The 26539-nt window shown below is 38.3% G+C and carries 30 protein-coding genes; 15 read left to right on the forward strand and 15 right to left on the reverse strand.

Annotation, left to right across the window (positions count from 1 at the left end):
- Nucleotides 1-60: 60 nt before the first annotated feature.
- Nucleotides 61-2457 (forward strand): penicillin-binding protein 1A, encoded by a 2397-nt coding sequence (locus BGP75_RS22025; RefSeq protein ID WP_076721079.1) that lies wholly within the window; start codon nucleotides 61-63, stop codon nucleotides 2455-2457.
- Nucleotides 2458-2914: 457 nt separating this feature from the next.
- Here the strand turns inward: BGP75_RS22025 and BGP75_RS27805 are convergent, their stop codons facing one another.
- Entirely contained in the window at nucleotides 2915-3343 is a 429-nt protein-coding gene (locus BGP75_RS27805; RefSeq protein ID WP_083704976.1) for an AlpA family phage regulatory protein, read from the reverse strand.
- A 104-nt stretch (nucleotides 3344-3447) separates the two neighbouring features.
- On the opposite strand from BGP75_RS27805, the gene BGP75_RS22035 reads away from it, so the two are divergent.
- From BGP75_RS22035 to BGP75_RS27105, 9 genes are all read left to right on the forward strand, one after another.
- Nucleotides 3448-3828, forward strand: coding sequence for a hypothetical protein (locus BGP75_RS22035; protein WP_076721080.1), 381 nt, complete (start codon nucleotides 3448-3450; stop codon nucleotides 3826-3828).
- A 121-nt stretch (nucleotides 3829-3949) separates the two neighbouring features.
- Nucleotides 3950-4498: a hypothetical protein gene (locus tag BGP75_RS22040; protein WP_076721081.1), complete on the forward strand. Its 549-nt coding sequence runs from the start codon at nucleotides 3950-3952 to the stop codon at nucleotides 4496-4498.
- 64 nt (nucleotides 4499-4562) lie between these two features.
- Nucleotides 4563-4781 (forward strand): hypothetical protein, encoded by a 219-nt coding sequence (locus tag BGP75_RS22045; protein ID WP_076721082.1) that lies wholly within the window; start codon nucleotides 4563-4565, stop codon nucleotides 4779-4781.
- 52 nt (nucleotides 4782-4833) lie between these two features.
- The gene (locus BGP75_RS22050; RefSeq protein ID WP_076721083.1) at nucleotides 4834-5802 is read left to right on the forward strand and encodes a DUF6402 family protein; all 969 of its coding nucleotides are present in this window, start codon (nucleotides 4834-4836) and stop codon (nucleotides 5800-5802) included.
- A 64-nt stretch (nucleotides 5803-5866) separates the two neighbouring features.
- Nucleotides 5867-6202, forward strand: coding sequence for a hypothetical protein (locus BGP75_RS26870; RefSeq protein WP_143821148.1), 336 nt, complete (start codon nucleotides 5867-5869; stop codon nucleotides 6200-6202).
- 505 nt (nucleotides 6203-6707) lie between these two features.
- Entirely contained in the window at nucleotides 6708-6890 is a 183-nt protein-coding gene (locus BGP75_RS22055) for a hypothetical protein (protein WP_143821149.1), read from the forward strand.
- A gap of 483 nt (nucleotides 6891-7373) precedes the next feature.
- Nucleotides 7374-8132, forward strand: coding sequence for an autoinducer binding domain-containing protein (locus BGP75_RS22065; protein ID WP_158070156.1), 759 nt, complete (start codon nucleotides 7374-7376; stop codon nucleotides 8130-8132).
- 501 nt (nucleotides 8133-8633) lie between these two features.
- Nucleotides 8634-9386 (forward strand): BPSL0067 family protein, encoded by a 753-nt coding sequence (locus BGP75_RS22070; RefSeq protein ID WP_076721087.1) that lies wholly within the window; start codon nucleotides 8634-8636, stop codon nucleotides 9384-9386.
- A 150-nt stretch (nucleotides 9387-9536) separates the two neighbouring features.
- Nucleotides 9537-9704 carry a hypothetical protein gene (locus BGP75_RS27105; protein WP_158070157.1) on the forward strand — a complete coding sequence of 56 codons (168 nt, stop codon included), beginning with the start codon at nucleotides 9537-9539 and terminating at the stop codon, nucleotides 9702-9704.
- Nucleotides 9705-10369: 665 nt separating this feature from the next.
- Here BGP75_RS27105 and BGP75_RS22075 read toward each other — a convergent pair.
- From BGP75_RS22075 to BGP75_RS22115, 7 genes are all read right to left on the reverse strand, one after another.
- A complete protein-coding gene (locus tag BGP75_RS22075) occupies nucleotides 10370-11173 on the reverse strand; it encodes a hypothetical protein (protein WP_076721088.1) in 804 nt (267 codons plus the stop codon).
- A gap of 267 nt (nucleotides 11174-11440) precedes the next feature.
- A complete protein-coding gene (locus BGP75_RS22085; protein WP_076721090.1) occupies nucleotides 11441-12886 on the reverse strand; it encodes a type IV secretory system conjugative DNA transfer family protein in 1446 nt (481 codons plus the stop codon).
- A 264-nt stretch (nucleotides 12887-13150) separates the two neighbouring features.
- A complete protein-coding gene (locus BGP75_RS22095) occupies nucleotides 13151-14272 on the reverse strand; it encodes a relaxase/mobilization nuclease domain-containing protein (protein ID WP_076721092.1) in 1122 nt (373 codons plus the stop codon).
- Nucleotides 14269-14643: a hypothetical protein gene (locus BGP75_RS22100; RefSeq protein ID WP_076721093.1), complete on the reverse strand. Its 375-nt coding sequence runs from the start codon at nucleotides 14641-14643 to the stop codon at nucleotides 14269-14271. The genes BGP75_RS22095 and BGP75_RS22100 overlap by 4 nt, the downstream gene beginning before the upstream one ends.
- A 533-nt stretch (nucleotides 14644-15176) precedes the next feature.
- Nucleotides 15177-16349: an HNH endonuclease gene (locus tag BGP75_RS26875; protein WP_143821150.1), complete on the reverse strand. Its 1173-nt coding sequence runs from the start codon at nucleotides 16347-16349 to the stop codon at nucleotides 15177-15179.
- Between the two features lie 44 nt (nucleotides 16350-16393).
- Nucleotides 16394-16633: a hypothetical protein gene (locus BGP75_RS22110; protein ID WP_076721094.1), complete on the reverse strand. Its 240-nt coding sequence runs from the start codon at nucleotides 16631-16633 to the stop codon at nucleotides 16394-16396.
- 178 nt (nucleotides 16634-16811) lie between these two features.
- Entirely contained in the window at nucleotides 16812-17711 is a 900-nt protein-coding gene (locus BGP75_RS22115) for a YafY family protein (protein ID WP_076721095.1), read from the reverse strand.
- A gap of 150 nt (nucleotides 17712-17861) precedes the next feature.
- Between BGP75_RS22115 and BGP75_RS22120 the strand changes: the two genes are divergently transcribed.
- From BGP75_RS22120 to BGP75_RS22135, 4 genes are read left to right on the forward strand one after another with little or no spacing between them, the layout of a single operon-like run.
- Nucleotides 17862-18071, forward strand: coding sequence for a hypothetical protein (locus tag BGP75_RS22120; RefSeq protein ID WP_076721096.1), 210 nt, complete (start codon nucleotides 17862-17864; stop codon nucleotides 18069-18071).
- 23 nt (nucleotides 18072-18094) lie between these two features.
- Nucleotides 18095-18268, forward strand: a complete 174-nt coding sequence (locus tag BGP75_RS27275) for a hypothetical protein (protein WP_198939513.1) — start codon at nucleotides 18095-18097, stop codon at nucleotides 18266-18268.
- A gap of 2 nt (nucleotides 18269-18270) precedes the next feature.
- Nucleotides 18271-18639 carry a metal-dependent hydrolase gene (locus BGP75_RS22130; protein WP_076721098.1) on the forward strand — a complete coding sequence of 123 codons (369 nt, stop codon included), beginning with the start codon at nucleotides 18271-18273 and terminating at the stop codon, nucleotides 18637-18639.
- Between the two features lie 27 nt (nucleotides 18640-18666).
- Nucleotides 18667-19017 (forward strand): molecular chaperone DnaJ, encoded by a 351-nt coding sequence (locus BGP75_RS22135; protein ID WP_076721099.1) that lies wholly within the window; start codon nucleotides 18667-18669, stop codon nucleotides 19015-19017.
- 948 nt (nucleotides 19018-19965) lie between these two features.
- Here the strand turns inward: BGP75_RS22135 and BGP75_RS22140 are convergent.
- The 7 genes from BGP75_RS22140 to BGP75_RS22180 form a co-directional block, all read right to left on the reverse strand.
- Nucleotides 19966-20202, reverse strand: a complete 237-nt coding sequence (locus BGP75_RS22140) for a hypothetical protein (RefSeq protein WP_076721100.1) — start codon at nucleotides 20200-20202, stop codon at nucleotides 19966-19968.
- A gap of 360 nt (nucleotides 20203-20562) precedes the next feature.
- On the reverse strand, nucleotides 20563-20712 hold the full coding sequence (locus BGP75_RS27810) for a recombinase family protein (protein ID WP_083704985.1): 150 nt from the start codon (nucleotides 20710-20712) through the stop codon (nucleotides 20563-20565).
- A gap of 465 nt (nucleotides 20713-21177) precedes the next feature.
- Nucleotides 21178-21351 (reverse strand): recombinase family protein, encoded by a 174-nt coding sequence (locus tag BGP75_RS27815; RefSeq protein WP_083704979.1) that lies wholly within the window; start codon nucleotides 21349-21351, stop codon nucleotides 21178-21180.
- Nucleotides 21352-21555: 204 nt separating this feature from the next.
- A complete protein-coding gene (locus tag BGP75_RS22155; RefSeq protein ID WP_076721101.1) occupies nucleotides 21556-22047 on the reverse strand; it encodes a hypothetical protein in 492 nt (163 codons plus the stop codon).
- A gap of 9 nt (nucleotides 22048-22056) precedes the next feature.
- Entirely contained in the window at nucleotides 22057-23475 is a 1419-nt protein-coding gene (locus BGP75_RS22160) for a hypothetical protein (protein ID WP_143821151.1), read from the reverse strand.
- A 418-nt stretch (nucleotides 23476-23893) separates the two neighbouring features.
- Entirely contained in the window at nucleotides 23894-24508 is a 615-nt protein-coding gene (locus BGP75_RS22165; RefSeq protein ID WP_076721103.1) for a hypothetical protein, read from the reverse strand.
- A gap of 935 nt (nucleotides 24509-25443) precedes the next feature.
- Complete coding sequence (locus BGP75_RS22180; RefSeq protein WP_076721106.1) at nucleotides 25444-25920, reverse strand: hypothetical protein; 477 nt, start codon at nucleotides 25918-25920, stop codon at nucleotides 25444-25446.
- Nucleotides 25921-26197: 277 nt separating this feature from the next.
- Between BGP75_RS22180 and BGP75_RS27820 the strand changes: the two genes are divergently transcribed.
- On the forward strand, nucleotides 26198-26443 hold the full coding sequence (locus tag BGP75_RS27820) for a helix-turn-helix domain-containing protein (RefSeq protein WP_076721107.1): 246 nt from the start codon (nucleotides 26198-26200) through the stop codon (nucleotides 26441-26443).
- The last annotated feature ends 96 nt before the right edge of the window (nucleotides 26444-26539 follow it).

Raw genomic sequence — 26539 nt, forward strand, 5'->3', positions numbered from 1 at the left:
ACTGGCATTATTATATATAGCTATTGTATATCACGTTGAATATACCAACTTTAGGTTATCATGATCAAAATCAAAACTCTGCTTGGCTTTGCTATAAAATTCGGCTTTTTCTGCGCTATATTGGGCGCATTGGTCGTAGTCGGTGGTTATTATTATCTGAAACCCGGTTTGCCGGATGTCGACCAACTTCGTGATATACGATTGCAAACCCCCCTGCGAATTTACTCCTCTGATAACAAACTTATTGCAGAATACGGTGAGAAACGCCGTACCCCAATCTCTCATGCGGAAATACCCCAGCAGTTTATTGATGCTATCTTAGCCGCTGAAGACAGTCGTTTTTATAATCATTTGGGTGTTGATGTTAAAGGTCTTGCCCGGGCTGCATATCAATTGGTTAGCACCGGCAGGATTCAGACTGGGGGCAGCACGATCACAATGCAGGTAGCGAAAAACTATTTTCTTACCCGCGAACGGACCTTTACCCGAAAATTCAGTGAAATTCTTTTAGCTTTACAGATTGAACAGGAACTGAGTAAAGAAGAAATCCTCGAGCTTTACGTTAATAAAATATTTTTAGGAAATCGCGCTTATGGGATTCAGGCCGCTGCGAATGTTTATTATGGGCGCAATATTGACCAACTGGCTTTGGCAGAGCTGGCAATGATCGCAGGGCTTCCTAAAGCACCATCTGCTTACAATCCGTTGGCCAATCCTACCAGGGCTATAGAGCGCAGAAACTGGATTCTCGCAAGAATGGCTGGACTCGGGTATGTAACGCAGGAAGAGGCCGATAGTGCAACCGAAGCTCCAATAACTGCAACCTATCATGGCTCTGATATTGAACTTTACGCCCCTTATGTTGCAGAAATGGTTCGTAATGAGCTGCAAACAACTCTAGGTGAACAGCTCTATACAGATGGATTTAACGCTTACACCACATTACGCAGTACCGACCAGGCGGCGGCAAATAGAGCGGTAGTCTCTGGTCTGATTAATTATGACAGACGTCATGGATACAGGGGGCCTGAGAAGCAATTAACCCCGGATGAGTCGCTGGAGAGCATGTTAAAAACTCTTCGCTCGACCCCCGTTTTCAGCACATTACAACCGGCTGTTGTACTTAAAGTGGAACAGCAAACGGCAACCCTGGCGTTGCGTGGGGGGGAGGAAATTGCTTTAAATTGGGAGGGGATGAGCTGGGCTCGGCCGTATATCAATGTTAATTCAATGGGGCCTAAGCCTAAACTGGCGACAGATATTCTTACTGTTGGAGATTTGGTAAGAGTTATCGATTCCGAAGAGGGTTGGCAGCTAACACAGATTCCCGAAGTTCAAGCCGCTTTAGTAGCGCTTTCTCCTAAAAATGGTGCTATCCGAGCCTTGGTGGGTGGGTTTAATTTTTCTCACAGTAAGTTCAACCGTGTGACTCAGGGTACACGGCAGCCAGGATCTAACTTTAAACCTTTTGTTTATACAGCAGCACTCGCTAACGGATTTACACCTGCGACACTGATTAATGATGCTCCTGTAGTTTTTGAGGATAGTAGCCTTGAAAGTAGTTGGCGACCACAGAATTACAGTAAGAAATTTTACGGCCCCACTCGTTTGCGTGAAGCTTTGTACAAGTCTCGAAACTTAGTTTCAATTCGCATTCTTCGTAGGCTGGGCGTTAAAAATGCGTTGGAATTTATAGAGCGCTTTGGATTCCCGGAAGATCGGCTCCCGCAGAATTTGTCTCTGGCTCTGGGAAGTGCTGATGTTAAACCTTTGGAGTTAGTAACAGCCTATGCAGCCTTTGCTAATCAGGGATATAAAATAGAGCCTTATCTGATTTCTCGTGTTGAGGATATCGAAGGTAACCGACTACAGGAAGCCAAGCCTATAACTGTTTGTCAGGGTTGTACCTATCGGCCGCCCTCATCTGAAGACCCCGTTGATCCTTCAGTAGAAAACCTCACGGACCTGCCCATCGCAGAAAGAATCGTTGGTGAACAAGAGGCTTATTTGATAACCAATATAATGCAGGATGTTATTAAGCGGGGAACCGGAAAAAAGGCGAAAGTACTGGGTCGTAATGACTTAGCTGGAAAAACAGGTACCACCAATGATCAGAAAGATGCCTGGTTCTCAGGGTTTAATCAGGAAATTGTGGCGTCGGTCTGGGTTGGATTTGATCAACCAAAAACTTTAGGGCGAAGCGAATTCGGTAGCTCTGCCGCGTTGCCTATTTGGATAAAATACATGGAGGATGCTCTGGAAGGAGTGCCTGAAACACCACTGATTCCCCCAGAAGGTATCGTTAGTGTGCGTATTGATCCAAAATCAGGACTGCTTGCCTTTCCTGGACAGAAAGACGCTGTTTTTGAAGTATTTCGCAAGGAAGATACGCCTAAACAGGCTGCTGTTGCCGAAGCCGCAGCTAACAATACGGTAAATACAGAAGAAATTTTCTGATGACGGACATCGCCAGGAAAGAGCTTACTTTCCTGGCGATGTTATATCGTCAAGCTGCACAATTGGTTATTGTAGTAAAGCAGTGACGAAAAGAGTTATTCAATATTCTGGATCTGTTTGTCGATTGAGATAATAAATTATTTATAAATCAATTGCATAGACAGTGTTTTGTTGGTTTTGTGGTATGTAGTCACCAGTTCTGTCACCATTTGCTAAGGTGCTGGAATTGGTGAATGAATAGGGATAGATTTTACAACTATTTTACCTTTGAGCGTTCAGAATTCACCTCTTAAAGCTGGTTATTTCGAATAAACGTGTAAGAAATGTGGTTTTTTCTCTCTTATTCTTAGACTGGTGATCAAGTATCAGTGGCTTTCAATAAGTGATACCTGTTCGACCATAGACACTTAAGAACAGTTTGGCCGCTTGCTTTGATCCTGCTACAGGAATTTTATAACTATTTTCGTGATCGTATCCATTCTTGGATATCACTGAGACGCCAACCCACACTTCCTGAACATAGAGCGACCCTAGAGGGTAGCCTCCCAGCTCTTTCTTCCCGCCAAAGTGATGTGCGTGACAGTCCTGTTAATGACTGAACTTCTTTTATGCGGACGATCCTATCTTCAGTTGGGATCTGGGGCTGAGGGCTTGATTGGTCCTCGATACTGGTCAGGAGATATTCTAATAACTGGTATCCGAAAAAATGAACTTCTCCACCAGGAACCGCTATATAACCAATTTTTTTTTGAGATTGCAGTTTCTTCAATGCGGATAACGGACATCGGAGGAATAAGGAGGCCTCAGTAAGACTGAATCGCTGATATAGTCCAATCCCAAGAGAGTCGGCGATACTCGCTAGATTGTTATCAAACGGCGGCTCCATAGCGTCTTAGATTACCTGTCCTTGCTGGTTGCGGTAAAACAGTTTGATTTTCCTTATTAAAGTGCCCACAATCAAATCAATACACAACCCTATATTTGCATATTATGCCAGCTGATGACCACATTTTTACACCTGCAGATGATTCGCTTGAGTCACGTGTGGCTGCGTACAAAAATGTAATGCAAGCACATCAAAACGTGGAAAGGAGTCTTGAGTTAGCACATGACGAGGAATGGGGTGATAGGCTCGGTTCTGTAGAAGAGATTCGCTATGCCCAGATGGTTACTCAAAATAGTTTGTCTCTCGCTGCTAAGAGTTTGCAGTCTTCGGAGTTGAGTCAAGCGAAAGATCGTGGTTTGCTCTCAGTTGATGATCTGAAAAAGATAAATGCCATAAAAGCAAAGTCCGAGCTACAAGAACAACGACAAAATAGACAGGCGCATACAAAGAAAACTCAAAAGACTCACGGATTTTTCAAAAAATAAAATGCCCTTGGTAAGATTCGTCATATACATTCGCCAAATTTCAGAGAGTGAGTCTCGGCTTTGAAGTCTGCCATCCCCTCTCAAGCAATATTCATCCAGTCAACCCTGTTAGTGAACATTGATGCTTAGTAAAGAAAACCTTGAACGGTTTGAAGCCCTCGTAGCTATTGATCAGAAAACCGCCAAAATACAATCGGAGTTGGATAAGACTCGTTTGGAGCTTAGGGAGACAAAGTCAGAGCTAAAAAAACTCAAGGCTCTCGATCCTGAACGAATCAAGAAGAATCTAGCTGAGAATAAGAAGAAGCTCGTTACGAAGAACTCTGAATTGAAAGCGCGGAACTCAGAGCTCTTAGAGGTTCGTAAACAACTCAGGGAATGTAAAGCAGAGTTGGGTCTTTCTCAAAACGAAGAAGATCACTTTTTTGTGAGTTGTTGCCAGCGCTGGGTTCTGTCTTTCAGTGGTTTTCAGTTTCCTAATGAAAAACCAGATCCTGAGTCGGTTCGGGTACGTTGTTTAGATCGTGAGACTGGGGCAAGTGTAGTTGTCAGACATATACGAGAAGAACAAGCGGTGTGGAGTATTGATATAGGGATTCCAGAAGAAGTCTCCCAAAAGGCAATAGAAAAAATTTTAGAACTGGGGACCCTGAATAGACAGGGTATGTGAATGGATATACACTAGCCCCCTAATTTTGGATCAATAAAAAGGACTCTCAAGGATATAGGCGGTTATGGATAACCAGATAGCGTCACTTCAGCAACAGATCATTCAGGCTCACTCCTCGGGGCTTAATCTTTCTGAGTTTTATTCCAAGATTGCGCCATCAGGCAAACTCTCTGAACAAACAATCGTAGCTCTTCAATCCAATGGCTTTGGTGAAATACCCGAAGTGGCTGTAAGTGTGCTTTGGCAAACCACGCTGAGTATCACAGATCAAGGGGTTGAGTAGAAGCATACCGCGCACCATACCTATTTTTGAAAACTCTCAGTAAGGATACACAATGTCTGATACAGACTATTTTGATATAACTGAATTGTTCCCTGTGTTAGAAGCAAAGGGCTGGAAAGAATCAAAGAATTTAATGGACTTCTGGGCAAAAGGTACTGCTAAAACAGCTATAACTGCACCAGGAAAGGATAAGTCAACAATAGGAGACAATATAAATTCTGGAATGAGAAAGTATACCATTTCGTGGAAATGGCTAAATCAATTCCCAAACGCCAATAAAAAGTACAATGCGCTACTTAAAAACTTGGATTCAAAAGCGGTAATCAGGGAGCTAAAAAAGACATATGGATTTTCAACACCTTATAGCTATAACAGTATCAAACAATCTCATGCACAGATAATCCCATTCAATAGCTGGCTGGTTGACTCAATGCAACCAGATCAATATTTTAAGTATATAAAAGATCATCAAATGCAATACCAAGAAGTAACTCCTTTTGAGGATAATAATTATAAACTTGATGATCTTGTAGGGGCTCTCAATAATTTTAATTTCTATGCTTTTTATAAAGGGCATACAATTAATGCTATAAAGTATAGAGAAAATAAAGCACTATCAAAACATGAAAGAAATACAAAACCAACCAAAAGTGATTTATTAAAAACACCATCTTTGTTTGGCGAAATGCCTAATTTTATGCATCTGAATATAAAGAGGCACTTAGAAAATAAGCAAGTAAAGAGTGTCATATGTGTGAGTCATATAGGAATATATGCAGGAGATATTTATGAATTTAATGGACCTCAATATTTAGGAACCTGGGATACAGTTAATAACAAGGTTTTTGTTAGTAATTGGGATGCTTTATGGGGAAGCTCTGACACAGATGATAATAAAGACTTGTCAATAACAAACGAAACTTTCAGAATATACAGAGATAAGAAGAAAATGGGAGGAGATTTTTTTGCTTTTTCTCCTATAAAACTAATCTTAAAACCACTTGTTATTCCTATATATTAAAGAAAAAAGTATTTGAAATTTATTGAAAAACCATAACATGTAATCTATAAATTATTATAAAACTATGAAAAAAAAATTGATCATATCAACATCAATAATTCTTCTGTTTGTTATTTCTATTGCGATATATTTATACATTGGGACATATAGAAGAGAAGTAGTAAGTCCTAATGGAGAGTATGTTTTGAAATATTATAACACAATAGATATAACAAATACTTCTCTTGCTTTTAGAGAGTGCAGAGCTCAATGGGTACGACTCTATACAAAGTCAGGAAAAAAATTAAATGAAAAGCTAACTGATATCTGTAAGCAAGAGGGAAGAATAAATTGGTCAGACAGTGCTGTATCTTTAAGTGATGGTCGTACTGTATGGGAGCTACCAAGTCCTGCTGAGTAGAAGTTATTTTTGCTATTCCAGAAAATTTATTTTTATTTTCATTATTTGGTAAATATAATAGTAATTTTGTGAAATATGTTATCTGTATTTTGGCTGTAATGTTTTTCTTATCAATAGCATATCAACATATTTCTATCTTGGTTTGCTAGAGAAGTGAAGAGTCCTAATAGAGAATACACTTTAAGGTATTATGATACGTTTGATCCTAGAAAGTTGCTTAATGTCATTAATGAAAACTGCCCAACTCAATGGGTTCGTTTATATGACAAATTAGGTAAAAAATAAATGAAAGACTCACAGGTATTTGTATGTAAGAAGAAAATATAACATGGACAATAAATACTACCCTGTGGGATTTCGTCTAATATGGTGTCCTTTTTAGATAAGAGAAAATATTGATAATAAATCCTATTTTTTAATAAAGGTGGTTACTGGATTTCAAGATAAGGTAGGGTTTTTAAATCTTTTTGATAAAGAACCCATCTATGATCAATGCGGGATTACAATGACCGAACCTATCTATTCAGAAATAATAAATGATTGGGGCATAGATGATCAAAGAGTAGAGCCAAAAGGCTTGATAACTCATGTGTATTTAGATATTGAGAACGAAAAACTAGAGGTTATATGTGAAGATATCCCTTATAAAGAAGAACATGATGAAAGATTAAAGCTCGAAATTAAATAAGGGGTTATGAGCTCACAAGTAAAACTGTATAAAATCATAATAATTTTTTGATTTTATACAGTTTTTAAGTATAAAGTAAATGCAAATCAAAAGTAGAAAATTCATTCGGCTTACCCTCAATATGAGGGGTAGGGCGGCTTTTGATTTGCAACGAATGTCTTTTTTACCTACCTCTCATTTTGAGGGTACATTTTTTATTATGAAATATAAATATCTTATTCCTTTGTATTCAAGTGATTGTGTTTTAATTAAAACGGTAGAATTAGTATCTGATATAGAGCTAAAGGGGTTAACAGAAGTGATAAATTCTATCCAAATCATAGATAATGATCTTTGTTTGCATGTTAGAAGTATATATAAGATATGATAGATGTATGTCGATTCTGTCAAGAAAAACCACCTGTATGTGGGTGGTTTTGTGACTTATTTTTGACTAAATATTGCTTTTGCTTCATTTGTATAACCTGGGCTTCGTTTAAGAAAATGAATAATCAACTCACTGATTTATTGACCTTATTAATGCGTTGTTCTTCGTATGAGGAGTGTTGGAAAGTATTTTATTCCGATATGCAGAGTTTGGGGTTTGTACACGGGCAATACTGTTATGCCATGAACCGTAGAGGGGGAGAGAAAGGAGATAAGTCAACTTTCCTCGCCGTCAGCAACTATTCTGATAGCTTTATGGCAGATTACTTGGATTGTAAGGGAGAAAAATATGATTACTCTGTTGACTGGTGTTTACAGCAGGACAACGTACTGAAGTGGGATTCGAAGAAGCGCTACTCATCCCTATCTCCTGAGGCCCAAATTGTTGAAAATATGTCATATGACCATCAAATTCTTAACGGTTTGTCTATTCCTTTAAAGGAAAACGGTAGTGATAACTGGGGAGGAATTGGTCTCAGTGCAACCGCTATTGATGACAAGGAGTTTGATCGTGATATTTACCCACACCTAGAATATATTCATCAAGCTGCATTATTGTTCCATACGGTTGCACAGAAATTTTCTAAATATGACCTGTTTGTAAAGAGTGAGCAGTACGGGCTACCAATACTGAAGCCTATCGAAAAAGAAACGCTAAAATGCCTATCCGGTGGGCTTTTTTTACAGGATATAGCTCAGAGGTTTCACAAATCTCCTGACACTGTAAATGGTTATATTCGTGATATAAAGAAAAAACTCAAAGCCCGCACTTCATGTCAGGCTGTAGCTATCGCTGTGGTTTTGGGTATTGTTTGATTCCTGTCTTCGCCCCCCACTGTCTGCCGCTTTTAATTCCTTTTTGAAAAATCCCAGTTTTCTGTAATATACATAACTTATTATTTGCGTTATTTTTTGTCCATATTTTGAGTGTAGTGATAGGAAAAAATTAGATGGATTCGTGTCTGCGTCAGAGGTTGGATGTTCTAATAGATTCATCTTGCATATTTTATATGCTGCAGCTCTTTATTAAATAGATCAGATATTTTTTAAAATTTGATACTTTTTATTATCTAGGCTAATAAGAGAGTCTTTATAGTTTGAAATAAGAAACATATATGTTTCTTATTGGTGTTGATATATTTCAAAAAATAAAAGCTGAAGTCTCTGATTTTACTATTGGACTGTATGCTATAAATTGGTGTTGAATTTATAGCTGGATAATGATTTTAATATAATTCTAAAAGAGGAGGCTAACAATGCATTAGATATACTGAATTTTTATTATTAAACCAATATAAATAAAAGGATGATATTTGTATGAAATATAAAAAAATTATTGCTGCTACTACTATTTCAATATTTTCATCATTGTCTTATTCTGATGTATTGAAATGGTCAGACGATGGACAAGATGCTTATGGCGATTTGGATTGGCGAGCATGGTATAGCAAAAGCCGTTTTCAAAAAGATATTTACGGAAATGAAATACCATATAATAAGTCGATCCAGCTTGTTGCATTGAAAAATACAAGCCGAGTTCTCACAGCATTTTCAGGTTTTACAGTTAGGCGAGTAGAAGGAGCGTCTTTATCAGGGAGAAATGTTAATGTTTCTACAATAGGAACTGAAAGTTGTCAATGTGTTGCTTTTGTAAAAGAAATTACAAATAACAATACTGCAACTCCAAATTGGAGTGAGGGAGAATCATTAAGTACGATTGATCTTGATCATTTAGAAATTGGTACAGCTATCGCGACTTTTGATCACAATGGTGATTATGATTATGGTCATACAGCAATTGTTGTTGGAAAAAGTGGTAATGGAGACTGGATCGAAGTCATTGATCAGAATTGGTCGCCTGTAGTTGATTCAGAGTTTTCTAGTAGAGAGGTCGATCCTCCAGGAGTAACTGAACCAAATCAAAGTCCTAACTGTGAGTGGAATGAAGATGTTTATCCGTACAATGATGAACATCGTAAAGGTTTTGTAATGAATCATAGAATTTATTTTGATAATACAAGAACAGGTGTTGAAAATGCTAATAATTATAGCGTTGTTGAAGTAAATTAGAAAATAGTTGATAATTTTTAATTATTGAATAAATTACTTATAGTTTATATCGTAAATATGGCTTTTATGATTTCAATTTTCAAAAAAGCAGTTGTTATTGTTGCGGCTGCTTTTGTTTTTATTCAGGATATATATTGATTCTCTAACTGAATGCGTATTGATATAAGAGATAAAAAAATACTTTTAGATGGAAAGGCTTTTCAACCAACGTTGATTGATTATGAATTAAATGTAGACGTATTAAAAAATCCAATTTCTTCTAAATATGTACCAAATAAAAAAAATATAGAAATTGTAAATTTTATAAATAAAAACTGATATGAATCAGAAAATTACAATTATCTTTGATTTGATGCTAATGAATCCATTACTTATCCTTTTAAAGTAACACAAATATATAACTATAAGAATACAAAAGAATATGATATAGAATTACGTTTAAATTATTTTCCTTTGCTACATTTTAGAGATTATCCTCATGATTATGATGGTGCTGTATTTGTTTGAGAAACTTATGGTATAAAATATCCAAAAATTGAGGTTGATTGAAAGATAATTAGACATAGTAGAAAATATAAATTGTATATAGAGGAACCTAAAAGAGAACTTGTATCGAATTCAATAATAAATAGAAAAATAAAGCAATATGTTATTCAAAATGAATGGAATTGGAATTATACTATTCCTGCAGGAAAAGATATAAAAATTGAGTTTTCATACTACACCACTAGTATTCCTAAGTCTAAATACTGGAGTAAGAATAAAAATCATTACTGATACTATACAGCAAGGCAATACACATTTGAGTGGCTTTGATCTCCTAAAGAGCATATTATAAAAATTCCAGAATGATACTCAGCTATATTGGGAGGAAAAAAAATATCATGACCGTATAATGGAATTGTGTGAACTTGATGGACTTATATTGAGATAATAAAAGATCCAATACGATAGCAACAATACTCTTCCAATATATATGCAATCTAAATCTTCAAATGATTTTCAATTACATCCATCGCAACATTAAGTAATTGAGTCTGTTCTTTTGCATATTTTTTAATAGCTTCACTACACCCCTCAACCTTATCTGAGTGGTATTGAGAAACTAAAATTTTACGTTTCTTCTTGTACTCTTTAATATCTTTCCCTGGACCCATCCCAAGAATTTCACAAGCTCTTTCAAATTTCTTATGATTTGACACTGAACGGTCAGAGAACCAGCTGAAGTCATCTACATTGTTGCCATAGGATTGATTGTTAAACTGCTCTTGTTGCTTTCTAAAAGCTTCCTCACGCTGATTCAAATCATCTGCTTGCTTACGCAAGTATTCTTCTGCTTCCAGCTTCTCACGAGCTAACTTGTCCCCTGCTTGTTTTGCACGACGAAACACTTCTTCATCATGATTCGCTTTCTGTCGGTGAAGCTCCTGCTCTATATCTTCTTTTTGCCGGTATAGATTCTCTTCCGCTTGGGAGAACTCATCTCTACGCCTAGTATTAGCGCGGGCCTTTGCCCGAGAGAGCTGCCACCCCATCTTGATCTCAGTAAATGGAATCATGATCCAGCCAAAGACATTCCCTAAACCTGCGAGAAATCCCACTCCATAAAGAGCGGTATAGATAACATTGTCTAACTCATCGACATAGAGATAGAACGGGCCGAATATCAGAACTGCAAGTAGCATCTTCCATGGATTGAGTCCTCGAACGAGGCGACCAAAGATCATGCCAAGTGAAAATATAAATGTTCCCAGTACTATTAACTCTGTAATGTTTATCCCCAACATGCTTTAGCCCCGTCCTGTGGCTTGGTAATAGATAGGTTTTGCTGCGTGTATTAAGAATCCCGCGAGAAATGCAAGTGAGAGCGGCCAGAAATTAATGGCTACGAGAAAGCCAAGTATGGGTGCAAAGACAAACAGGGCTATGACCCCCCTCCAGATAGATAGTCCTTTTCGAAAGAACCAGCCAAAGGTTAGCCCAAAGAAGCAGAATATTCCCATTACTGTGAGAAGTGCATTGTTGAAGTGATAATCAAATATCCAAAAATCCATCTATAACCTCACCAACCGAACGTTGATGCTGCGGTTTCCATAATTAATAAAAACAGGGGGAAAGCTCGAAGCTTTCTTGAATTTTCTGTACTGGTAAAACGCAGTAACCTTTAGTTTTACTGGATTGCGGTTCTTTGAGATAACGAGGGCTTGCTCCTCCTGCATGGTTCTGACTTCGTTTGCATGGAGGAGATGGTATTCCCGGTAATCTCTATGGGCGTCTTCTAGCCTTATCTGTGTCTCTCTTACCTTGCCTGCCAGATCGGAAAAATAGTTGGCTGTTACTGGATCTGAAGAACTCAGGCAGATATTAGTATTGAGGGCACCTTGGATTGCTTCGGCGGTGTCTTTTCCATATTTCATGGAAAGCTGAGAGATAGACTGTAGGATGATCGAAAGCGAAACACCGTAACCTCTAATGGTGTTTGCAACGGACACAACATCACTGACGTAGCTGTTCCCAAATTCATCGTAGAGGATATACACGGGGAGGGATTTTCCGCTGAGATGATGGTTTCTCATGCACTCATTAAAAATTGATCTGAAAAACAGGCTGGTTACAAAGCTGTAGTATTTTTGGTTCTCGGGAGGGGTGATGAAATATATTGCAGTCTTGTGTTTTCTCAGATCTGAAAGCTGGTAGTCTGACTTGCTGAAGAAAGTTCTCAGATCCCGATTAGTGAGGGCCTTTAAGGAAGTCAGGCAAATTCCGATGAAGCTTTGTATTGCTTCTTTATTCCCTGTGAGTGCTCCTTTCCATTCTTCGAGTATGTATCTATCGTTTGGGTATTCTGGGTCCCAGCAGTTTTCTGCTACCCAATCTTCTATTTCTTCCCCTAGATCACCAAAGCTCTGTAGTAGGTGGTGGAGGTTGGGAAGATTGAAGTATTTTGGGTCTCCAAAGCTTAAGCACTTGATCAAAACACTTAAGATTCTGGTTGCCCCATTATTCCAGTACGCATCAGATTCCCCAGGATTTCCTGACCAGATGAGGGTTTCTGCTATCTGTTCGAGTTCTATCTGGTTTTTAGCTTCTAAGAGGGGATTAAACAGGTTGGAAGCTGAAATGTTTTGAGGATTGAATACAATTATTTCGTAGCCATTTTGCTCGAGATATCCAGATGTGTTTGCGTGGACCTCTCCTTTTGGGTCGTGTATGACCATGGAAGCGTTTCTATTGGCCTTATCAAGCACGTTTGGAATGATGTACTTGGTGGTTTTCCCTACTCCTACTCTTGCGGTTAGGCATACGTTTTGGAAGCTTTCGTTGACAGAGAGTCTACGGTTTATGCCATCGAGTAAAAGGCCTTTGTTTGATGGGTTGAGAAAATCAGCTATTTGTTCATCCTTAAGAAATTGAGCTCCTTGTGTGCTGCTGAGCATCTTTCCTTTGATGAAGAGTTCTGTTGTTTTATACGCTATTGAGCCGAGTTTCTTGAAGATCATGATGGGGTTTCACAGTTCCTTTTGTGAATTAGCGTGACATGGCCTTTGACTTCTTATGTTTATTTCTGCTGCTTCTGTGGGCTTGGAGCTCTTTTTTGGCGTTATTAACCTTATGTGGATCTGCTGGGGACTTTCTGGGTTCTTTTTCCTTATCGCTGTTGTTGAGTTCCACGCTTGGATAAGAAAATATGTCGAAGATGGCTACTTTTAGAGCGCTTAAGAATTCCATGGTTTCCTCTCTGGTCTGATGGTGTTATCAGATACTCAGTGCTTTCCCTTTTGTTTTGGCTTGTGCTTTTTTTGCCTTGTTTTTCTCTTTGATTGTAGCTCTTGTTTGGCTTGGCGTATGAATTGTTTCTTGAGCTCTTTGATCTTGCATTGTCGTGATGGAACTTGATGTTCTGGTTTGGTAGAGAGGCTATCTTGAGTGTGCTTTTCGCTTTGTGTTCCTGTGGCTTGGGTCTGTGGTTTTGGATCTCTATTTTTTGATTCTTGGTTTTCTTTGTCGTTCTTTTTATCTTCGGTTTTCTGTTGTGTTTCGGGTGGTGATTTCTGCTGCTTTGTTTGGTTCTTAGTTTTTGCTTGATCCTCAGAGCTCTTTGTATGAGATAGTTGCAGTCCTATTGCCTGACTGAGTTCTTGGAATTGCTCAAGCAGCCCCAAGGTTTTCAAACGGTGGTTCCGTCCGGTCTGAGTATCCTTTATACCAACATTTTTTCCGCGGATATAGATCTCTAGCTTTTGTTTACTCAGATAGTTGAAAAATTCTGTTTTGTTTTGAGCGGATTTAAAGATATCTTCCAGCTTAGATTTGAGAAGATCACGCTCTGGAATCTGGCCGGTTCTGCGTTTGAGTTCTGCTGCATTCTTGGAGAGGGTCTCCTTGGCTTCTCTGTTGATAATGAGTTCTTGTTCCAGCTCTGGATGTTTTTCTAGTACATGGGACTCCAGCCCCTTTTTTATCTCATCAAATTGCTTCTTGCTGAGACGATATCTTGAGCGTTCATTTAAACGGTTGGCACTTATCATGAGGTGGAAGTGTAGGTTGTTATCTTTCTCATCATGAAGCCCACCGTAGACTAAGCAATCTCGAGCTCTGCTGTTTACGTACTCAGCTACAATTTTGTGTAGGATTTCTTTTTGCTGTTGCTCGGAAATTCCATTAGCTCGGGTGATAGAAATGACTTCGTGGTAGAGGTAGTTGGCGTTTTTACGTCTGGTAAGCAGCTGAGCGTTCCGCTGGAATTCCTGAATAATTGCATCTCTGTCTTGTAGGATGAAGTTATTGGTGTAGGAGTAGTGGTAGTCGTGGGCTTCGTCTCTAGTGATGTAATCGTAGAGCTGAGTGAAGCTGGGGTCCTTTCGGGACATCGACTTGATGATCATGGCTGTTTGAGTTTTCCCTGAACGAAGTCATCGATCTTTTTATCAAGTTGAGCTAGGTGCTCAAAGACGAGGTTTTGGTCAATATCTCTGAATATGTTGGAGGTATGGGAAAGCTGGTTGAGGTTCCCTGCAATATTTCTAACAAGGCGGGTGAGGGTGTTGAGTGAATCTTGAATCTGAGTAGGTACGAGGTACTTGGTATCTCGGTAGGCTATAGCCATGTTTTTGACTACGGTGTTGACGGTGGTGTTTTCTGCTTTGGCTATTTTCTCAAATCGTTTGTATTCGCTGGCAGTGAGCTGAATCTCCACACGAGGGTGGGTGAGTTTTCGCTCTTGCTTGATCTTTTTTTGGTACTCCTTTCTATCCATGTTTTTGTTCCTACTGCCATGTAGTGGTGGGTTATAATGTGTGCTCTGAGAGGTAAATGGTAGCATAGTGTTCGATACCATTTTTTCTCAGGGAGCTTCGGGGGTCAAGGGGTACTCCCCTTGCAAGATGCATTTGCAGGGAGGCGTGTTCCCGGGAATATGCAATCTTGCAATCAGTATATAACATAGCTTTGTTGTGGGGATGAAAGATAGGTTGTTGACGTGGGGATTTGTTGGGTTTGGAATCTAAAGAGGCTTAATGACGGGGCTAGATAGTTCACTAATCACTAGCAATGAAGCATGAGTGTAAATTTTCAAATTATTGCTTTGTATACTGTTTCCATAGTTCCGATGATTGAGCAAAAAGTTTGTATTAACCACCTATGCCAATGCCATGTACTTCCTAGATTCTCAGTCCTATATATTCAGTCAGGAATGCATTGCTCAAGTTAGATTCGAAGCTCGCACATAAGTATGCTTACATGGCGGAAACCTCTATTAATCACTCTGCAGTGAGGTGGAACAGGCGCTACTTAAGTGTAGTTTTCTTTGGTTTTGAATATTAATGCTTCTATTTCTTTTGGCGTTAAACGATATCCAATCCCGTTCATATCTTGATATGTATGGACTTCAGCATGGCAGTGGTTACATAGCGATATTAGATCAAGGTCATTCTCTCTGCCGATGCGATCATATATTAGGTGATGTACTGTTTCAGCTAGATTTCCGCAAGCTTGGCAAGTCATATCATCCCGTATGAGTATTCTATTTCTTGTTTTTTTCCATTCCTTTGAAGTGTAGTACGTTCCAAACGTTGATTTATCCACTCTATTAATCTCACCAGTAGAAATTTTTTTCACTATCTCACTATGAAAGATTTCTTTTGATTTTCTTACTTCTGTTGAATATTTCTCATACCACAGAGAGACATCATTCTCAGTAGATTTTTCTATACTTTCATCAAATTCTGGTAAATATTCTAAATCTCTAATATTTTTCTTTGATATATTTTTAATATGCTTTCCACATGACCGGCACTGTTGAACTATAGCTGTATTATTTTCACTATATTTTCTAATAGTTAGGTGATTATTTAGATGTTTACAATCAGTAGACGATATAGGTTTGGGGTGTTTTTTTTCATAAATTATAGAAAATTCTTCATGGTTAAACTGAGGGTATCTTCCGTCATCACCAATCGCTTTTTCTATAACCTGATCCCTTAATCTCCACCATTTTTTATACTTTACATCTTGTTCTCTTCTAATATTTTCCTCAAATTTTGGTAATTGTTCATAATTATCGATTGAACACTTTCTATGATCTTTTATTGATGAACCACATATTAGACATTGAGTTACTACATGTGTACTACTGTTAGAATATGTTCTTAATCTAATCTCTGTAGACTTATGACTACATGGTGGGGGGAGCTCCGGTTGGGGGAACTCCGCAACAAAACTTGACAGGGCATAGTCAATTTTTCCTAGGTAAATGTCAAAAGTTCGTGCTGGTATTTCGTACATAACTTTTAGATTTTTAATATTATCTGAAGCGTTCCTTAGTCTTTTAGCCCATGTAGTACGTGCTTCGATACTAAGGCCCGTATAATATAAAGTACGGTAAGAGTCACGTTCCAACTTTCGAAACTTTCTAAGTTCTAAGAAATATTCTTCAAAAGGGCTGTCTGAAAATGGATATGGCAATGTCATCTCCAAATGAGCGATTTAGTTTACTTTCTTGCTAGAGTTTATGTGGATTTACTGTCAGATGAGAGATATAGCCAACCTATAACAATAACTATTGTAATACCAATAAAAGCTAGTACTCGACCAAGTGTTGTATCTGTTATGGCACTTATCCCTGCTACGGCCAGAAAGAATACTGGTAGCAGTAAAGCTGTGTTAAATCCAGCAATACGTGCGCTTTTTGAAGAAAGAAATCCAATCGTAATAACAGTAACTACCGCGACAATTACAAAAAATTCCATACAGCATCCTTTTGATATGAATAGTTCAATATGTAGCTGGTTTTTTATGAGGATCTAACGAGTAGTCTAATTCTAAAACAATTACTCATATTATAAGTTCACTGTGCTACGTATCAACGATCTTTACTTTTATGTTAAGCCATATTTATGATGATTTTTCCATGAGGTTAAACCTAGGCTAACTAATTTTATCTTTTATATAGCCGGGCGCTATTGCAAGGTTATTCACGCCAAAAAGGGCGGGTGAGTTACGAAGCCATAGGTGAAATTCTGAACCTTTTTTGCTGTGATCTTCCGAGCAATCAACATTCCAGCGTCGTAGCATATAGCCAGCTACAGCGGCTCGGATGTTGATTTTTAGGACGCCGTTTTTCATTCCATAATCCAGCTCTATTGTCTCTGGGTGCGGCATGTTAGCAATGTTAGGATGAGGAACGATTTCCATCTCGACAATCCGATTCCACTGGATATCATGCTCTCTACGTTCATGGTCTGAAACAACCCCATCTAGAACTGTTGTTCGAGTAATACGGGTGAGAACAAAATCACCGAACCGATCTCGTTTCCGGTCATATCCCCTTATATGCCAACGCAGTCCATTATCAACAAGAGCAAAAGGGACCACTTCACGGTTAGTTTCTCCACTGCTGACCGAGCAGTAATGAATCTGTACAGCTTTTCCTTGATGGATTGCTGTTGATAGATCGGCAAGGATATTCAGGGATGGATGATTGAGACTTGCCGGTGTATCGCAATAGACCATCGCTTTGTATGTGCCCACAAGATCATCACCGATTCCTTGCGATAAAGCCGAGAGGGCTTGCTGTGCGGTGTAATCAAAGAGAGGAATGAAGTCTTTGCTCTTGAAATAGCTCTTGAGCTTGCTGTCATACACGATATTGCCCGGTTTGTGGTTCTTGTAAGCTGCTATGTCCCTCGTAGCTGCGGCTTCCTTGATCCCGAACCGACTAACCAGATCATTCCGGTTTACCGTACCCAGAAAATATAGCCTGAAGTCTATGTGGAACAGACGCTCTCTCTGTGTCTGGGATAACTCTTGTAATTCTGGTTGTTGCATAGCCTGTCTCGTACTTCATCACTGATACCGATAGCAGGAATCGTATCTGATAATCATTATCGTAACAATAAAGATATAAAGTATCTATTGATATCATCATAATGATTAGTATATGATGCTTTCGTGATCATAACTATAGGAGCATCAAAGATGCGAAGACATAATGGAAACATGAACGGTGAGCGTTACCTTGGTAATACCAACACAACAGAGGTACATGATCTGGATAATGAGCAGGCTTCTTGTCAAATTAACAAAATAATCATGGCCGGAAATGACAAACCTTTTACCACAACAAATGAGGCCAAGCGTCTTGGCTATGACAACTGCCACTGGTGCATTGGTGGATCAACTCGTTAATGAATGACATAGGAGATTTAATCATGGCTACGAACCCTCCATCAGGAGACGGGCATCGTAATGGTGCTGTCAAAGGCCGTTCACAGACGAAAACCCCATCAGGGCATTACGTGAAACGGGATACAGAAACAGGACGCTTTATGGATGTTAAGACATCCGACAAGAAACCTTTCAAAGGTGTGAGAAAGGAGAAATAACCATGCCAAATGGCGTAGCTCATCAGCTCGCCGGAGTTTGTACAGGAATAGGGGTCTGTTTGCTGGATAAGAAGTCAGAGGCTTCTCCGGTAATAAACCCCGTTACCTCCGCTATGATTGGTGGTATCTGTGGCAAATTACCAGATCTGCTGGAACCGGCAATTCATCCAAATCACCGACAATTCTTTCATAGTGTTGCGTTACTCGGAACCATGACTTATAGCCTCAAAAGGATTTATGACTGGGAACCTGAAACGGATCTCAAAAAGGTCTTACGCAGCGTTCTGATTATTGGTGGGACCGCTTACGTAGGGCATCTGGTTCTTGATTCCTTGACGAAGAAGTCACTCCCTACCATTGGAAAATTATAAAATTTCGGACACTAAAGAATGGAATCCATGAAAGTAAATCTCTACCCCTGTGCTCATTGTGAGGGAAAAGGAACCTGTAAGAATGGCGGTGATGGATCAAGCTGTACCGCCTGCGTAAAACGAAATGATCTAAAAGGTAAGGAGTACTCTGGCCTGCTGTGTGGGGCTTGCGGTGGACTGGGTATGGCGGAACCTTATACTGAACGAATTAACAAGCGGACCAAACCTATCCTGGCTGTGGTGATAGTCTTCGTTATGTTGTTTATGATAATTGGTCTAGCCTTATCGAAAAATCCGCATTTCCCGGAAGTTCTTGCTTTTGCAGGGACTCTGATTGGTGGTGTTGTTGCGTACTATTTTTCGAGTAATAGCTCTTAGAATACGTGAAAATATGTTGATCATAGGTTTTCTACAGGTTTGTCCTGAGGTAGCAAGGAAATAGTAATGTGTTTTCTGCTTGTTGTTATTTCTAGAGGACAACTAAAATAACAGCCCCTTTAAGAGGCTGCTTCTATAACAATCACAACTCTGAAAAAATGTATCGAACATATATGTTTTTTACTAAATTATCCATATTTCATTCAATCGCAGACTTCAATTCATCAAAAGCATCTTCTGAATAGTCATAGCTGCTACACATGTAGTTTCAATATGTATATATTTCTGATCATCAACCTACATGGTCATTTACAAAATCGAATCAACATTTATCAATTATTTCATTTCTTGCTACCTGAAGAATATGATCCAAAATGCAATAAACAGGATCTATGTTTTCAAAGCTGTCTTGATCTATATTTATTCTAAAATCATCTATAATTTCAAAAATCATGAATTCAGATAATCATACTGAATCTCAAATTTCACAAACTCTCTTTACATCAAGGTATCCAAATGGACAAAAATAACTTTGTAGCTCATTTATAGTATTCATGGCATAAAAATTAATTAATAAAGTAGTAATGGTAAACCGGTAATTTCGAAGAGTCAAAGAACCGCTATTTTTGAGGCACGATAAAATCGGTTATTGACCTGATGAAATTTGAGGTATAATTGCTAGACTTTATTATTAACTTACGTTGCCGAAGAGATGTCAATAATATTTGGTGCTGTTTAAAATTATGTGTCACCTCTATAGTTTAACTTCTAAATTTCGAGCGAAACTTATTTAACTTCTCCCTGCAACCTATCAAGGATATCTCAATCTATCTCTAATAGTCAGGATGAAAAAGTTAAAACATCGATCTGATCAGGAGTACCATACGAGAAATTAACGATTTTAGAGCATTGCAGAATGGGACTTTCCTTGATCAGCATGCTCTTTTTTCATGTCAGAATAAGTTCGATCACACCGCTTCTTATTATATTTGCTTTCAATGTATCGCTAGCTCCTTGGTAGGCTTTGTAAAGGCAACCAGCTAGTTCGATCACCTTTTGGGTCTTTTTCCTTATTTCCGAAGCATCAAATCCCTTGTATTTTCTTGATACTTCAAACAAATCATTTTCAATTTTGTTACTTCTTTCTGTAAATAATTCTTCAGAGATTGAACCATTGAGTCTCATATCTACCAGCCTATCGAGCTGAGATTTCAGATCTGATTTTTTCTTCTCCAGTAACGCAGTTTTGTTTCTTTGTTCCTGTTCAATTCAGCGGAGAATCGTTGTAAGGAAAGTTTTGTCAGACTCAACGGTAGGCTCGGTTTTGATATCTAGCGCTTTCAGCCTCTCAGCAAATTGCTCAAATATCAGTTGCTCATTGATGTTCAATCTTTCAGGACTCTTTGCTTGACACATGTAGTAAGTATGTCATTTTTTGGTATAGGCACATAAAAGCTTTCTTGCTTGGTCCCTTAGTAATCACTTCAAAAAGTATCTATTTTTAGTGACCGGAGCGCTTGGCTCCGGGTTGACTATTTCGTAGGTTCATTTTCCAATCGAGTTTGCTTTATCGTAGAGTTCTTTATTTACTATAGGCGTGTGGCTTCCTATGACATCCTTACCAGCCCATGAGAAAACCCCATAATAAAATCTGCTCGATACTATTCTTTGGATGCTTGTGGGGGTGAGACTGATTCCAACCTGATTTCAGTACTTCTCTATTACTTCATTTGCTACTGCTGAGAATGCCTTTCACTCAGCTCTGAGTAAGAAAAAATCCAACACAACCCTGGACTTCAGATCATCCACCTCAATTACCTTATAGCCTTTCTTGACTGTCATATTTCGGTATCAAAATGGGGCCTTAGCTAGGAACCTCCCTGTTCTTTGAGTACAGGAGGTCATTTTATCTTTTACGTCTTTGCTCCTGTCTTCGTTATCCATTTTTGATAGCGATAGGTCAAGTTGGAGTAGGAACTTATCTCTTGAATTGTCAGCCATGTAGAGTCGGTTGGTCCCTATGATTCATCTGATTTTTTGCTTGTCTAGCAAATCTATGACTCTGGATGTATCGATGTTGTTTCTTGATAATCTTTTGGGCTCATCAATGATGATGTAATCGATATCTTTACGGTTACATATATCGATAAGTTGATTGAATCACGGTCTGGAAAATTCAATCTTCGCGCTTCTAGATTCTGAGATTTCTTTAACAACATTCATTGATCGTTCAGACGCAGTTCTTCTACAATTATTCGCTTGGTGCTCAAGCGAATTGGCCTGCTTATCATCTCTGTCAGTTGATTTTCTAAAATATATTACTGCTCTGTTCATAGTGAAAATTTAAGATGTAAAGATGCGGCTAATTCGCCGTATAAATGCCAAACACAATGGCTGTCCAATAGTTCAACCTCCTTAAAAAATCTTCACTGATGTAGATCTGTATCTTCTTTCTTATATGTTTTTTAAATCTCTCCGTTTTGATTAGATGAGTCATATGTTTCTAGTTATTATATATACGATGTAACTAAAAAATTACTAATTATCTTGCAAGTGAGCTCCGTTCAATACTCTTCCATTCACAACAAACCTGTTATCCTTCTCATTAAGCAAGGATTTATCAACAAAATAACTAATTAGTTCATTAAATGAATCTAAACTTCCAAAGTCACATTCTTTAATTTCTTTTTTAAGTAGATAGTGTTCTCCATCCTTCTTTTTAATCAAAGATAAAAACTGATTTGCAATCTTGTCTTCTTTTATCATTTTAAGATGAAGTGGGAACAAATTGACTGTGGTAATTGCCAATGCAATACCAGAGAGAATATTCTTATCCTCTACAAAACTATTAGTCGCATCAAATGCTGTTAGAATTCTTTCAACAAGTTCACCAAAAGACAACTTCCTCCATATGACTATACCTTTAGCATACAGAAAATCATCGTCTTCATCAGGTGCTTCAGTTTTTATACCAAATTCATTCCATACATGATCGCTTTCTTGCCAAAGTACAACTTCTTCATTCCACATAATCTTTACCTACTCCTTGAACAACTCTGCAGCGGTTTTTCCCGTTAACTTTTCTAGTATTGAGGCTAACCCTTCCTCTGAAGTACAGCTCAGTATCTTCTCATGCCCCACTACACTACCATGTTTTTCACAACATTCAATCGCTGGAAAACGCCTATTTAATAGCGAATTGCAATTTCTAGTAAATCTATAAAAATAAATTTCATTCCCTATAGTAAACCTAGTATCTTGTTTATTTGAATCTATCAGTTTTTTATATACATCTGAAAAATTGCCATATTTGTATGGAAATATTGCAAGATGGGCTAGCAAGTTATAATCACTTATATCAAACCCATTGTCATTAAAAAATGAGCAAATACTATCTATAAATTGATCATTAACATTTTTTTCTTCAATACATAATTTTTCAGAATCTTGCTGAATACATGGAATGAGTTCAAAGAAGCCATATATCGACGCAATCTGACCAGTAGTTGCTTCAGCTAAATCTTCTTTAGTTATTCCAAAGCGAATTAGCTGAATTAGCTCATCTCTTGAGTATCTTTCGTATCTTTTGATTAGCGTTGTCAAAGCATTAAGGTAAAGGTCTGCTCTTGATATTAATGTATGAAATATTTTTGATGGAAGAACATGATCTCCATCATTAGAATGATTCAAGGTTTGGCAAGAAAAGAAGCAGATATAAATAAATAACAAAAATTTCCACCTATCATTCAATCCTTCCTGATCTATATTTTTCAGAAATAAATTGTATGGTGTGTTATATAAAGGTTCATTCTCTAATTCTGGTACATAATTACACTGCTCCTCCGAAAGTTGGATTGAAAGTATATGAGCCATACTCTCAACAATCTGAAATAAGGATATTCCTCTAAACTCAGAGTACCATTCTTTTTCATGGGAAATGCATTGTTGTTCTAGTTGTTTCAAATTTTCTAATTCATTGTTTGGTATAGAAAAATTATCCTTATTTATGGCCATTAGGGCTCTCTTGTCTACACCGATAATATAGCTTCCACCTTGTTCAAAATATCTCAACATGGTAGCTGATTCAAATTGGAGTGATCTTTTCTTTAATATATGTCTCATCCTAGCAGTTGGGAAAGACAAGACCTGATAGAAATGGCAGAGTTCATGATTATATGTTTGCATGTATCTCCATGAATAATCTAATAACTCTTTTTCTTCTAGACTAAAATTGTTTTTATTGGTACTTGATGACCATAGATCTAAGCCCTTTTCAATTTTTTCTAATTCTTCGTTGCTTACATAGATTTTGATCTCCATGAGCGCTATATCAAAAGAGCCATGAATAGTTTCATTTTTTATATAGAGATGATCGTCTTCCTCTAGGATTCTCTCTATTCCTGTCCATTGTAGTTTATTTTTCATTGCTATCAGGCTCTCAATTATCGGCTTTTTCAATATCACCTATTTTAATAATGCAATTGGAAATCTTTCATTTATTCTCTTTCGCTTCTCTAATAAGGCCTAGATGAAAATCAGTAGTCTTTTTTTCTAGTTTCTTTCTTTTTTCTTCCGATAGCTCTGGCCAAGATCATTCTCACAATACATTTCACATAATAAATTCTATAAAAAAATAATATAACTCTAATAACTATTTTTTGCTCTATAGCGTCCTCAAGTTCTTTCTAGCAACTTCAATATTAAATCCATCTCAACGACTCAATACTCAGTAGGACTTGAGAATATGGATCATTTCCGTTCTGTCTTCCGACTTCCCTCATGTGGACAAATGGGCATCTACAGACAATGGTTCATCCAGTTTCCCGCTCATCATCTTGTTAAAAAACATGATGAGATTTTCTTTCCATTTGGTTCCTCATTGTTCCGTCACCGGTTCACCAAAGCAACCGGAGTCGATATCCAGTCTTGTAGGATCAAGACTTAACCCCTCAACATACAGGCTATTGCTCTTAATTTCTCGTATCAGTCCGTTTGTATGGTGTTGATCAACGAGGTCAAAGCATATTGAATGAATGAAAGCGAGTATTTCCCTTTTCTCTCGATCTGCCTCTTGTACTTCATCTTTGTTTATAAGCAGTGCTTTCTTAAGCCCTTCTTGGTAATCAAGAAGGGCACGATCAAGAGCCTTGGTCGTGAGGGCGACAAATTGTTCTAAACTTTCAGGCTTCAGGTCATCGAGAGTTGTGAGATAACTTACATCTACCATATAACAACGTTCAATCTGAACCTTTACTTTCTCTAAAGAAAATCCATGTTCTAGCATATCTACGATATGGTCTTGTGTAGCTTGGGTTTTCAGAATATTGGCAGATTGGATTTGCGGTAGGAGCTTATTCTTGGTTTCCTGAAACTTAGTATTGGGTTTGTGCAGTTCTGTAAGAGGATGATTTGCTTCGACAAGATAATCACTTCCTTCTAGGGATAAAGACCTCTGAGGTGGGTTTTTGCCAGTATCAATAGCGATGTACACTCATTCTTCGCCATAGGAAAGAACTGCATCTCCATCTCTTTGAATCCCTGTTCCTGAGAGTGCTGTTATATACGCGTTTTCAAGAGAGATGCTTGGCGTGTATCTTTCTTCGAAAGCCTGTATCTATGATTCAAACCCCGGTTCTATGGTGATCAAAGTATATTTGAGCTGTTCGTAGCACGAACTGCCTGTCTCACGGTCTCTCTTTTGGGCAGACAATAGTAAGTGTTCCAATTCACCGGAATCTTTGAGCAACAACTCCCTGAGCTCGATGTATGCTGTTTTGTTTCCCTGTGCCACCTTCTCCAGTAATAGGGCAGATTTACTCTGTGAATCCAATGAGCTTCATAGCTCGGAGTGGATCTCTTTCAGCCTCTCCACATTGGCTTCGTATGTGTTGAAAGTTTCTGTTCTGGTATAGGCTTCAAACCTCAGATCTAATCCGAGTTCTTGGTTCATCAGGTCTAGCGCCAACTCTGAAGTCGGGAAGCCATTTATTCTTACATACTCAAAAAAGCGAACATCCTTTGCGACTACATTTAGAAGATGATCTGTCGTTCAAATATTCTGAATCAACAGAAGTTCTGCAAATCCATCAAATCAAAGAGCTTCACCTGAGTAATCTTGTAGCATTTCCAGTGCATCGATTCTATTGTTATATGCCTGCATCACACTTTTATGATCTCTCCCCTCATGCAGAGCGAGATCTGCTTGTAACAAGTACTTCTCATTCATTTTCTGAAGATGAGCATCTGAAATGCGCTCGTGGGCTTTTTGTGACATCTCACTTGAAATGGTCTGTATTTCTTTCTCTTGGGCTATCTGTTCCGGTCAAAGAGCCTCCCCCCTTTTTTCTATTGACATAGCAGCATATTAAAAAGTAATAGATAAATTATATTCATAATTTGAAGAATCAAAAACTATTTTTGATATAGTCAATTCTTGCCGTGTAAGGCTTGGTAGAGCCTCATGTTGCTCTCATATTCTTCCTTACTCCATCCCACACCGGTTTTTTCTTTGTACTCTATGTTCAGTCGTACCAATTCGACAACCTGATGGAGTGTTGGGTAGGATTCAGCAGGCAGACGGGCTAATTTGAGCAAGGCTGGGCGAGATACTGCTTCTAAGTCTTCTAGCATTGGCTTATACATTTCATCATCTCTCAAAGCTCGAGCGATACCGCGCAGCCCCCAAAACTTTCTTTTCTCTGACATATTTCTTCGTTGATAGATCTCTAGAAGACCTGGCTCTAGTTCCTGCATTACCTCAGCAAGAAGAGGGTTTTGCGTTATCGCAAGATAATCTAATCCCACCGCTGAGCGATCTTGGGCAGATACGCTTCCAGCAAGAAGGCTGTAAAACAAAACTCCCGTCAAAAAGAGGGTCTTAATTCTTGAGCAGCATGATCTCATGTTGCACTCCATGGAAAGGCCAAATCAAAAATGTTCAGTATACTCCGTGGTAGTATATGCAACAAATAGTAGTTCTGAAAGCCGTCTTTCTTGGATGACTTTCTATGAATTAGGGAATAGTTTTTTGGAAATTACTCAGGAGGAGGGGGGCAGGGTCGCGACTATTAGAAGGTTTTAGATATTTTGGAGTGTTACTTGGTATTGTGCAGTATACTCCGTGGCAGTATATGCTACGAAATTACATCCTTTCAGGCACTTCAATTATTAGTGCCAACACATGGATATACGAATCGTTTTTGGGCAGGTCTTACGAGAGGTTCGTAAGAGCAAAGGGATCTCTCAGGAACAACTTGCGCTTCAAGCCAGTATAGATCGAAGCTACATTTCCAAGTTAGAGCAGGGACAGTACCAGCCAACCCTCGCTACTGTTTTTGCTCTATCGAAAATATTGAATTGTACTCCCGCTGAGCTCGTAAATTTGGTGGATTTGAGGCTTCAGGAAAGCCGCAAAAATAGTGTTTAGACTCAGGTTTATTTAATTTATATCTGCTGTACTAGATTTGTAGAGAGAAGAATGCACTTGAGTGAAGAACAAAAGATAAATGATACCCTACTACCG

Origin of the sequence: Motiliproteus sp. MSK22-1, assembly GCF_001968815.1 — a bacterium.
Lineage (GTDB): Bacteria > Pseudomonadota > Gammaproteobacteria > Pseudomonadales > Balneatricaceae > Motiliproteus.